Here is an 11,661-nt window from a genome sequence, read left to right on the forward strand (position 1 = left end):
ACTCGCTCAAGGGCAAGCAGGGACGTTTCCGTCAGAACCTTCTGGGTAAGCGTGTCGATTACTCGGCCCGTTCGGTCATCGTCGTCGGCCCCGAGCTGAAGATGCACGAGATGGGTATTCCGAAGGACATGGCCGCCGAGCTCTACAAGCCGTTCGTGATCCGCAAGCTCATCGAGCGCGGCATCGTCAAGACGGTCAAGTCCGCGAAGAAGATCATCGACCGCAAGGACCCGGTCATCTGGGGCATTCTGGAGAACGTCATCAAGGGCCATCCGGTACTCATGAACCGTGCCCCGACGCTTCACCGTCTGGGTATCCAGGCCTTCCAGCCCAAGCTGATCGAAGGTAAGGCCATGCAGTTGCACCCGCTGGCATGTACGGCATTCAACGCCGACTTCGACGGCGACCAGATGGCCGTGCACCTGCCGCTGGGCAATGCCGCCATCCTCGAGGCCCAGCTGCTCATGCTCGGATCGCACAACGTCCTTAACCCGGCCAACGGCGCCCCGATCACCGTGCCGTCGCAGGACATGGTCCTCGGTCTGTACTACATCACCAAGCCCCGCAAGGGCGTCAAGGGCGAGGGCCGCGTCTTCTACGGCCCCGAGGAGGCGATCATCGCCTGCAACGAGAAGCAGGCCGACCTGCACGCCGTGGTGAAGTGCCTGGTGGACGACATCGACGAGCAGGGCAACCCGGTTCAGGTGCTCAAGGAGACGACCATCGGCCGCATCCTCTTCAACCAGGTGGTCCCCAAGGAGGTGGGCTACATCAACGAGGTGCTCACGAAGCGTTCGCTGCGTGACATCATCGCCGTGGTGATGAAGAAGGCCGGTGCCGACAAGGTGGCCAACTTCCTCGACGACATCAAGGACATGGGTTACCGCATGGCCTTCCAGGGCGGTCTGTCGTTCAACCTCGACGCCGTGATCATCCCCGAGGAGAAGGAGAAACTCGTCCAGGAGGGTTACGAGCGCGCCGACGCCATCATGGACGACTACAACATGGGTCTTATTACCAACAACGAGCGTTACAACCAGATCATCGACGTCTGGACGAACATCAATACGAAACTGACGAAGGCCGTGATCGACACGCTTATCAAGGACGACGACGGTTTCAACCCGGTATACATGATGCTCGACTCGGGAGCCCGTGGTTCGAAGGAGCAGATCCGTCAGCTGAGCGGTATGCGTGGTCTGATGGCCAAGCCGCAGAAGTCGGGCGTCGAGGGTGGCCAGCAGGTCATCGAGAACCCGATTCTCTCGAACTTCAAGGAGGGACTTTCGGTGCTCGAGTACTTCATCTCGACGCACGGTGCCCGTAAGGGTCTTGCCGATACCGCCCTGAAGACGGCCGACGCCGGTTACCTGACGCGCCGTCTGGTCGATGTGGCGCAGGACGTCATCATCAACGAGGAGGATTGCGGCACGCTGCGCGGTCTGACGGCTACGGCCATCAAGCGCAACGACGACGTCGTGCAGACGCTCTACGACCGCATCCTGGGCCGCGTGGCGCTCAACGACGTGATCCACCCGCTCACGGGCGAAGTGCTCTGCAAGGCAGGCGAGGAGATCACCGAGTCGATCGCCGAGGCCATCGAGAAGTCGCCGCTGGAGTCGGTCGAGATCCGTTCGGTGCTCACCTGCGAATCGCGCCGCGGCGTCTGCGCCAAGTGCTACGGACGCAACCTGGCGACGGCCCGCATGGTGCAGAAGGGCGAGGTGGTCGGCGTGATCGCCGCCCAGTCGATCGGCGAGCCGGGTACGCAGCTGACCCTCCGTACGTTCCACGTCGGTGGTGTGGCCGGCGGTACGGCCGTCGAGACCAACGTCGTCTCGAAATACGAAGGACGCCTGGAGATCGACGAGCTCCGCACGGTCAAGGGCAAGAACGCCGCCGGCGAGGCGATCGACATCGTCATCTCGCGCCAGTCGGAGTTCCGTATCGTCGATCCCAAGACCGAGATCGTGCTCTATACGCACAACCTGCCCTACGGTGCCACGCTGTTCATGGCCGACGGCTCCGATGTCAAGAAGGGCGACATGATCTGCGAGTGGGATCCCTACAACGCCGTCATCATCTCCGAGCATGAGGGCCGCGTTGCTTACGAGAACATCATCGAGGGTGTGACCTACCGCGACGAGCGCGACGAACAGACGGGTCTTTCGGAGAAGGTGGTCATCGAGTCGAAGGACAAGACCAAGAACCCGGTCATCAAGATCCAGAACAAGGAGGGCGAGGAGGTCAAGCAGTACAACCTCCCGGTTTCGGCCCACATCGTCGTCAAGGACAACGCACGCATCAAGACGGGCGACATCCTGATCAAGATCCCGCGCGCCGTCGGCAAGTCGGGCGGCGACATCACCGGAGGTCTTCCGCGAGTCACTGAGCTCTTCGAGGCCCGCAACCCGTCGAACCCGGCCATCGTTTCGGAGATCGACGGCGAGGTTACCTTCGGCAAGATCAAGCGCGGTAACCGCGAGATCATCATTACCTCGAAGCAGGGCGATGTGAAGCGTTACCTCGTGCCGCTGTCGCGTCAGATCATCGTTCAGGAGAACGACTACGTCAAGGCCGGCAGTCCGCTGTCGGACGGTGCGATCACCCCGAGCGACATCCTCAACATCCTCGGCCCGACGCGTGTGCAGGAGTACATCGTCAATGAGGTGCAGGAGGTTTACCGCATGCAGGGTGTGAAGATCAACGACAAGCACTTCGAGGTGATCGTCCGCCAGATGATGTCGAAGGTCAAGATCGAGGATCCGGGCGATACCCGTTTCTTCGAGGATCAGATCGTGGACAAGTGGGAGTTCATGGACGTGAACGACGAACTCTACGACAAGGTGGTCGTTACCGACGCCGGCGATTCGACGGCGCTCCAGCCCGGTCAGATCGTCTCGCTGCGCAAGCTGCGTGACGAGAACTCGAGCCTCAAGCGCCGCGACCTGCGTCCGGTTCAGGTGCGCGACATTGTGCCCGCTACCTCGACGCAGGTGCTGCAGGGTATTACCCGCGCCGCCCTGCAGACATCGAGCTTCATCTCGGCCGCTTCGTTCCAGGAGACCACCAAGGTGCTCAACGAGGCTGCCATCCAGGCGAAGGTCGATCCGCTGGAGAACCTCAAGGAGAACGTCATCTGCGGTCACCTGATCCCCGGCGGTACGGGTCTGCGCGATTACGACGATCTGGTTGTCACCGCGAAGTCCGAACTGGAGAGCCTTCAGCAGGCCCAGTAGGCGGACCTCCGCTTCCACTAATGAAAAACTCCCCGATCCTTGCGGTCGGGGAGTTTTGTTTTATCGGTCCGGGCGGTCGGTTGTTGGGGCGCTCTTCGTTGCAGACCCCGAAGCGGAACAGGTGCCTTTTCGCTGTCGGGTTCCGTACCGGAATCAGGCCGTCGGATCCGGCAGTATGTTCAGCGCATCGTTTCGTCTTCGATGTGGCCCGCTATTTCCGTTCGTAGCGCTTGGCCAGACCGCCCTCGGAGGTCTCGCGGTAGAGGCTCGGGAGGTTGTGGCCCGTCTCGTTCATCACCTCGACGACCTTGTCGTAGGAGACAAGGTGCGAACCGTCGGAGAGCGTGGCGTAGATATTGGCATCGAGGGCACGTGCCGCCGCCACGGCGTTGCGTTCGATGCAGGGGACCTGCACCAGTCCGCAGACGGGGTCACACGTCAGTCCCAGGTGGTGCTCAAGACCCATCTCGGCGGCATACTCGATCTGCGAGGGGGTGCCTCCGAAGAGCTGGCACGAAGCTGCGGCCGCCATGGCGCATGCCACGCCGACCTCGCCCTGGCAGCCCACCTCGGCTCCCGAGATCGAAGAGTTGGTCTTGGCAACGTTGCCGAAGAGCCCGGCGGTCGCCAGCGCGCGCAGGATGCGGATCCGCAGGAAGTCGCGGGAGGTGGCTAGGTGGTAGAGTACGGCCGGTACGACGCCGCACGACCCGCATGTCGGGGCCGTGACCACGACACCGCCCGAGGCGTTCTCCTCCGAGGTGGCCAGCGCGTAGGCGTAGATTTTGGCGCGCGACTTGAGTGAGTCGTTGTAGCTTTTCGACTTGACCCAGTAGGTGCTGGCCTTGCGGGCCACCTTCAGTCCGCCGGGCAGCACGCCGTCGTTGTTCAGCCCGTTCTGTATCGTCTCGCACATCTGGGTCCAGATCGTGTCGAGGTAGTCCCAGATTTCGGGCCCCTCGCAGTCGTTCACATACTCCCAGAAGGTCTTGCCCTCGTTGTAGCACCAGTTCTTTATGTCGGTGATGGTTGTCAGCGGATAGATGCTGCGCGGCACCTCGAGCCGTGAGGTTTCGTTGGCCAGGGCGCCTCCGCCGATGCTGTAGATCGTCCACGAATCGACGACCTTGCCCTCCTTGATTCCTTCGAAGAGCATGCCGTTGGGGTGGAACGGCAGGACGATGTCGGCCTTCCATACGATTTCGGTCGGGGCAACGGGTTGCAGCACCGAGAGGATGGCCTCGTCGGTGAGGTGGCCCTTGCCGGTTGCGGCCAGCGAGCCGTAGAGCGTCACACGGTAGGCATCGACGTTGCGGCAGCGTTCGACGAAGCGTTCGGCGGCCCGTTTCGGCCCCATCGTGTGGCTGCTTGAGGGACCGTTTCCGATTTTGTACAACTCTTTGAGCGATTCCATGTTTGATCGGTATTTGAGCGGCACAAAGATACGAAAAAATCGGGAAGTGCGCGCACTTCCCGATCCGGGTGGTAGCCCCACCGCGACTCGAACGCGGATTTAGGGTTTAGGAAACCCTCGTTCTATCCCTTGAACTATAGGGCCGAAATATTTGCGGAGTGCCCCTTTTGTGGGAAGCACTCCGCAAAGATAATACTTTTTCGTGAATTTTCAGAAGTTGAACCGCATGCCGAACGAGACAACGTGGGCGTGGAGCCGGTAGTTGCGCGTGAAAACGGACGAGAGTTCACCCGACGCATAGTCGTAGAGCGGGTAGGACCCCGTACGCTCGGGGTCGGCCGACGAGACGTAGCAGTAGGCTACGTCGAGCGCCGCGCAGCGGGCGAGGCGGAACGAGAGTCCGGCCGAGTAGCTGATCTTGGTCATCGAGGGAGTCTCGGGATTGAGGTAGTTGCTGTCCACGGGGCTCTCGTCGAAGTAGATGCCGGCGCGTGCCTGCAGCCAGTCGAGTGCCGCATACTCGGCACCGAAGCGGGCCGAGAGGGTGTTCGAGTAGTTCTTCACCGAGTAGATGTCGTCGATGCCGAGCTCCTGCTCGTTGAATGCCACATTGAGGTCCTTGTAGGCCGACCAGCCGATCCACTGCAGATCGACGCCCATCTGCCACTTCGCATTCGGACGGTAGGATACGCCCCACGTCACGGTTGTCGGCAGGGGCAGCTGCGTGTGGAAGGTCCCCTGGTCAAGCGCGGGGATGGCCGGCGACTGCCCGGCCATGGTGAGTACCGAATTGAGGAACGAGAGCAGCTGCTGCGCCTCGGCCGAGGCGTAGTTGAGCCGGGCCGTGCCCCGGTCCACCTTCATGTTGAGGCGCGAGCGGTAGCTCATGGCCACGGACCACTGGTCGGTGATGTCCCATAGAATACCGGCGTTCACGCCGATGGCCACGTTGGCGTCGCCCTGCAGTTTGGCCGATACGATGGCCTTGTTCTGGAGGTTGTTCTCGAAATAGGCGGCTCCCTGCTGTGCCGTGGCCTGGTAGGCGGCTATCTGTTCTGCGGTCAGCCCGGCCGAAGGACCGAGGACCGGAAGCAGCTGGTTCACCGTGTTGAATCCCGAGACGAGGGTCTGGTTGCCGCCGACGGGCAGCATGGCGCGCGCGAGGTCGAAGTTGCCCCACGTGATCATCAGTCCGGCACCGATCGAGAGGCGGTCGCAGATCTTGAACGAGACGGTGGGCTGGAAGGTGTAGGCCGCGAGGTTGATCTCCTGGATGAGGTGTGCCCCCGACCAGTTGTCGCCCCAGTTCATCGACGAGCCGTTGGGCGTGTAGAAGCCCAGGCCCACGGCCCAGCGCTCCGACGGCTTGTAGTTGATGTACATGTGCAGCGGGGTGGACATCTTGTTGTCCGACTTCTCGGTGAGCGAGCTCCGGTATCCGTTCTCCAGCGAGGGAAGTTCCGAGGCCCATACCGACGAGAGGATGCCCGTTGCGCCGACCGAGATGTCGAACTTCGAATCCTGGAAGACGGCGGCTGCCGGGTTGAAGTAGATCGATTCCGAACCGAGTTTCATCGCCGTGCCGACGTTGGCCATACCGGCTTGGCGTGCGGAGAAGTTGTTCACCTGATAGCCTTCGGCGCGAGCGCCCGATGCTGCGGCGATGCAGGCGATGAGGAGGAAGATTTTTTTCATGACTTCGTTGGTTTGGTTAATGGGTCGCCCCCTTTGGGGCGCACAAAATCGGGGGCAAAAGTATAAAAACTATCCCCGAAGGCCAAACTTTTTGGTCGGAAAGTCTCTTAAATTGGAATAAATGGCATAGTTTTGGACGCTGTGTCCTGCCGCAGGATCAGCGTTTCGGGCGGTTGTTGTAGGCCTCCAGCGCCTTGGCCAGGACGACGAGTGCCCGCTCGAGCTCCTCCTTGCGCAGGACGTAGGCGATGCGCACCTCGTTGCGGCCGCGCGTCGGGTCGGAGTAGAATCCCGAGGCGGGGGCCATCATCACCGTCTCGCCTTCGTACTCGAAATCCGAGAGGCACCAGGCGCAGAAGGCGTCGCTGTCGTCCACCGGCAGGCGGGCCACCGTGTAGAAGGCGCCCATCGGGATGGGCGAGTAGACGCCCGGTATGCGGTTCAGTCCGTCGATGAGGCATTTTCGCCGTTCGATGTACTCCTCGTAGACCTCCATGCTGTACGATCGCGGTGCGTCGATCGAGGCCTCGGCGACGATCTGTCCGATGAGCGGCGGGGAGAGACGGGCCTGGCAGAACTTCATCACGGCGTTGCGCAGCTCGCGGTTCTTGGTGATGAGCGCCCCGATGCGGATGCCGCACTCGGAGTAGCGTTTCGATACGGAGTCGATCAGCACGACGTTCTGCTCGATTCCTTCGAGGTGGCAGGCCGATATGTAGGGCGAGCCTGTATAGATGAATTCGCGGTAGACCTCGTCCGAGAAGAGGAAGAGGTCGTATTTGCGCACCAGGTCGCGGATGCGGTCCATCTCCCGGCGTGTGTAGAGGTATCCCGTGGGGTTGTTGGGGTTGCAGATCAGAATGCCGCGCGTGCGTTCGTTGATGAGCTCCTCGAAGCGGGCCACGTCGGGCAGAGCGAATCCCTGCTCGATGGAGGAGACCACCGGGCGGATGACGGCTCCGGCCGAGATGGCGAAGGCCATGTAGTTGGCGTAGGCCGGTTCGGGCACGATGATCTCGTCGCCGGGGTTGAGGCACGACATGAAGGCGAACAGAACGGCTTCCGAACCGCCCGTGGTGACGATGATGTCGTCGGGCAAGAGCTTGATCTGGTATTGTTCGTAGTAGGTGACAAGCTTTTCGCGCAGCGAGCGGTATCCGTCGCTGGGGCTGTATTCGAGCACCGTGCGGTCGATGTGCTTCAGCGCGTCGAGCCCCACCTGCGGGGTCGGCAGGTCGGGTTGCCCGATGTTCAGGTGGTATATTTTTGTGCCGCGGGCCCGTGCGGCTTCGGCCAGCGGCACGAGTTTGCGTATCGGCGAGGCCGGCATCAGTCCGGCCCGTTGTGAGATGGCAGGCATGGTGTGCGGGGTGTTTATTCGAGTTCGATCGAAGAGCGGAACTTCACCGTGTTGCGCGGCGGGATCTTCACGGCCGCACCCGTGCGGGGATTGCGGCCCGTGCGCGCGGCCTTGTGTTGTACGGAGAGGGTTCCCAGCCCGGTGAGCGTGACGCGCTCTCCCTCGCGGAGGGCCTGGGCGGTCACCCGGATCAGCGCATCGACGGCCTTGCGGGCATCGACTTTCGTGATGTTTGCGTCGAGAGCGATCGCTTCGACCAACTGCGTCTTGTTCATATTATAAGGTATCGAGAGAAATGTACCGCTAACCTAACGGGTAAAAACAAAGGTACGCAAAATTTATGGAAGACGGAAATTCCCGGGTGAATTTCCTCCCTTCGGCACGAGAACGAGCAAAAAGAGGAAGAAGATTTGGCGGAATGGAAAATCCGTGCTACTTTTGCCTCACCGGAAGGATGGCGGAGTGGTCGATCGCGGCGGTCTTGAAAACCGTTGAGCTGCAAGGCTCCGGGGGTTCGAATCCCTCTCCTTCCGCATGATGCCGTCTTCGTACGGTAGGAATCCGCGGGCTCAACTGCCCGCGGATTTTTTGTTTCCCGAAGGTGGAATCCGCACCGTGCATTTTGATATTTCGAGGGTATTGACTATATTTGTCCTGACTAAAAACAAATGTCTGCACATTTAATGTTTCCCTACGAACCGAAAACTGCAATACGATGAAGATGCAAAGCCTTATGCGGTCGGCGCTCGCCTTGAGCTGTGCCCTGGCCGTGCGGACTGCTGCGGCGTCCGATGCGACGATCTGGACGGTGGGCGAGCCGGATGGCCGTCCTGCCGGATTCGCCCTTGCGCCCGACGGATTCCGGGACTTTCTGGCCCGGGACTTCGGCTACGAAGACAAATTCTATCTGGTCGGTCACTCCGATCCGGCGACCGATTTCCCCTATGTGCTGCCCGGGCCGGCCGACACGTGGGGCGGGACCTGGCCCACGTCGGGATGGCGCACCCATGAAGTCAATATCCTCTTTGGCCTCGACGGACAGCCCGAAGGCGACTGCCTGCTGGCGGTCGATCTGGCCGACTACGCCAAGCGCTTCCCTCCGCTGGTGAAGGTGAGCGTAAACGGACAGGATGCCTGGTTCCGGCTCAATGATCCCGATGACCCGGCTGCTGCCGGCCGCCGTTACGGCCAGCAGGAGCCGACCGTCGATACGCTTTCGCTGACCGGGCACTTCGAGCGTGCGACACCCCGCCGGCTCGAGATGCCGCTGCGTCGCGGCACGCTGCGCGAGGGCGGCAATACGGTGCGTGTAACGGTCCTCGAGGGTTCGTGGATCCTTTTCGACCGTGTGGCGCTCGAGGGACCCTCGTCCGTGCGTCCGACGCAGCCCGAAGGGTTGTATGTGCGCGATGTGGCGGCGGCTCCGTATGAACTGGACCGCGACGGCAAGCGTGTGCAGCCGCTGCTGGTCGATGTCGAGTGGCTCGATGCGACGCCGATGCTGAGTGTCGAGGTGGATGGCCGCGAACTTTTCAGCCGGCGCGTCGAGGCGGGCCGCTCGCGCTTCGAGGTGCCGATGCCGGCCGTGCGACGCGACCGGACGAGTCGTTACCGGGTGCTGTGCGACGGTCGCGAGGTGGCCTCCGGACGCATCGAACGGGCCCCTCAACCCTTGCAGACCCTGGCTGACTATGTCGATACGCGCATCGGCACGGCCCATTCGCGGTGGATGATCGCTCCCGGACCATGGATGCCCTTCGGTATGGTCAAGCTCTCGCCCGACAACCAGAATGCCGGCTGGCAGGCCGGTTACCAGTCTTCGTTCGAAACGATCGGCTGCTTCAGCCACATCCACGAGTGGACGCTCGGCGGTCTGGGCCTCATGGCGACAAACGGCGATCTGAAGGTGCGTGTCGGCGACGAGCGCAACCCCGATGAGGGTTATCGTTCGCGCATCGACAAGCGGACCGAGCAGGCCGGAATCGGCTGCTATGCGGCCGACCTGACCGATTACGGGATCCATGCCGAGGTGACCGCCACGACGCGTTGCGGCTTCGGCCGCTTCACCTTCCCGACGGACCGGGGCGAGGGGCGGGTTCTCATCGAGCTGCATCCGCAGGCCGAGTATGACTTCGAGCTGCGCGATGTCTCGGTCCGGCAGGTGGGCGACCGGCGGATCGAGGGTTCGTGCCACCAGTACTCGCCGGGTGTCTGGAGCAATGACGCCGACCAGGACTATACGCTGCATTTCGTCATCGAGTTCGACCGGCCGATCAAGCAGCTGGGCAGCTGGTGCGACGACGACCTCCGGCAGCAGGCCGACGGCCTCTCGTGCGGGCCGTGCCGCGAGGCGGGACTCTTTGCCGTATTCGACCCGGCGGAGAATCCGGTTGTTCAGGTCCGTACGGGCATTTCGCTCGTAAGCGTCGAGAATGCCGCCGAGAACCTCTCCACGGAGCTGGCGACCCCCTTCGGCTGGGACTTCGAGGCCGTATGCGCCAACCAGCGGGCAACGTGGAACGACCTCTTCTCCCGCGTTCAGGTCCGTTCGGACGACTACCTGGAGAAGCAGCGCTTCTACAACAACATGTACCGTGCGCTCTGCAGCCGCAATACATGGAGCGACGTCAATGGCGAGTGGGTCTCGACCGACGGCCGGGTGCGCCGTGTGGCCGATCCTGCGAACGACGTGATGCTCGGCTGCGACGCCTTCTGGAATACCTTCTGGAACCTCAATCCCTTCTGGAACCTCGTGACGCCCGAGTGGTCGGGCCGCTGGGTGCGTTCGCAGCTGGCGATGTACGATGCCAACGGCTGGCTGGCCAAGGGACCTGCGGGGCTGAACTACGTCCCGGTGATGGTCGCCGAACACGAGATTCCGCAGATCGTCTCGGCCTGGCAGATGGGCATCCGCGACTTCGACGGGCGCAAGGCCCTCGAGGCGGCCGTCAAGATGCAGACGACGCCCGCCCGCAAGGTCTTCAAGGGCTTTGCCGGCAACCGCGATCTGGAGGCCTACATGCAATACCACTATGTGCCGAGCGACAAAGGCCGTTTCTCGAATACGATGGAGTACTCCTACGACGACTGGACGGTCGGCCAGCTGGCTCTTGCCCTCGGTGACGACGCGACGTGGCGTACCTTCAACGACCGCGGTTACTGGTGGCGGAATGTCATCAGCGATGCCGGCTACTGCCACCTGCGCGACAGCGAGGGCCGCTGGGCCGATCCCTTCGATCCCTTCCGCAGCGGGGCCAACCACCACTATGTCGAGGGCAACGCCTGGCAGCTCACCTTTTTCGTGCCGCAGGATGTTCCGGCCCTGGTGCAGCAGATCGGGCGCGAACGCTTCCTCGAGCGTCTCGAGTGGGGATTTGCGCAGGACGAGGCGTGGCGCTACAACGCCCCCAATGACCAGTACTGGGACCATCCCGTCGTGCAGGGCAACCAGCAGTCGATGCACTTTGCCTTCCTGTTCAACTACGCCGGAACTCCGTGGCTGACGCAGCGCTGGAGCCGTTCGATCCTGGACCGTTATTACGGCTGCGGCATTGCCAATGCCTACCTCGGCGACGAGGACCAGGGGCAGATGAGCGCCTGGGCCGTTCTGGCCTCGCTCGGTTTGTTCCAGACCGACGGCGGCTGCCGTGTCGATCCGGTCTTCGAGATCGCCAGCCCGATTTTCGAGCAGGTGACGATCGACCTCGGCGGACGCTACGGCCGCGGCGAGACCTTCACCATCCGGGCGAAGAACGCATCGCGCCGCAACATCTACGTGCAGCGTGCGACGCTCGACGGCAAACCGCTTCAAAGTTTCCGATTCCCGGCTGCGGCGCTGCTTGACGGCGGGGTGCTGGAACTGGAGATGGGACCCGAACCCAACCGGGCCTGGGGCGTGGAGTAATCCCGTCCCGGTCCGGATGCGAAAGAGCGGCGGCGAACCCCGAAAGGTT

6 protein-coding genes and 2 tRNA genes are annotated in these 11,661 nt (G+C 62.3%); 3 read left to right on the forward strand and 5 right to left on the reverse strand.

Annotated features, from left to right (window positions below; genetic code table 11):
* Window positions 1–3,239 (forward strand): DNA-directed RNA polymerase subunit beta' (locus QZL63_RS01635; RefSeq protein ID WP_290585535.1); only part of this gene is annotated, 3,239 nt, incomplete at its 5' end.
* Window positions 3,240–3,450: 211 nt separating this feature from the next.
* Here the strand turns inward: QZL63_RS01635 and QZL63_RS01640 are convergent.
* The 5 genes from QZL63_RS01640 to QZL63_RS01660 form a co-directional block, all read right to left on the reverse strand.
* Window positions 3,451–4,653 carry an L-serine ammonia-lyase, iron-sulfur-dependent, subunit alpha gene (locus QZL63_RS01640; protein WP_022307616.1) on the reverse strand — a complete coding sequence of 401 codons (1,203 nt, stop codon included), beginning with the start codon at window positions 4,651–4,653 and terminating at the stop codon, window positions 3,451–3,453.
* 69 nt (window positions 4,654–4,722) lie between these two features.
* A tRNA-Arg gene (locus tag QZL63_RS01645) sits at window positions 4,723–4,797 on the reverse strand.
* Window positions 4,798–4,863: 66 nt separating this feature from the next.
* Window positions 4,864–6,348: an OmpP1/FadL family transporter gene (locus tag QZL63_RS01650; protein WP_022307617.1), complete on the reverse strand. Its 1,485-nt coding sequence runs from the start codon at window positions 6,346–6,348 to the stop codon at window positions 4,864–4,866.
* Window positions 6,349–6,505: 157 nt separating this feature from the next.
* A complete protein-coding gene (locus QZL63_RS01655; RefSeq protein ID WP_022307618.1) occupies window positions 6,506–7,708 on the reverse strand; it encodes a pyridoxal phosphate-dependent aminotransferase in 1,203 nt (400 codons plus the stop codon).
* A 14-nt stretch (window positions 7,709–7,722) separates the two neighbouring features.
* The gene (locus tag QZL63_RS01660) at window positions 7,723–7,983 is read right to left on the reverse strand and encodes an HU family DNA-binding protein (protein WP_022307619.1); all 261 of its coding nucleotides are present in this window, start codon (window positions 7,981–7,983) and stop codon (window positions 7,723–7,725) included.
* A gap of 173 nt (window positions 7,984–8,156) precedes the next feature.
* Here QZL63_RS01660 and QZL63_RS01665 point away from each other — a divergent pair.
* Together QZL63_RS01665 and QZL63_RS01670 are read left to right on the forward strand one after the other, a co-directional pair.
* A tRNA-Ser gene (locus QZL63_RS01665) sits at window positions 8,157–8,241 on the forward strand.
* Window positions 8,242–8,423: 182 nt separating this feature from the next.
* Window positions 8,424–11,612: a GH92 family glycosyl hydrolase gene (locus tag QZL63_RS01670; protein WP_022307620.1), complete on the forward strand. Its 3,189-nt coding sequence runs from the start codon at window positions 8,424–8,426 to the stop codon at window positions 11,610–11,612.
* Window positions 11,613–11,661: the final 49 nt, after the last annotated feature.

The sequence above is a fragment of the Alistipes sp. CAG:268 genome (assembly GCA_000434235.1).
GTDB lineage: Bacteria > Bacteroidota > Bacteroidia > Bacteroidales > Rikenellaceae > Alistipes > Alistipes avistercoris.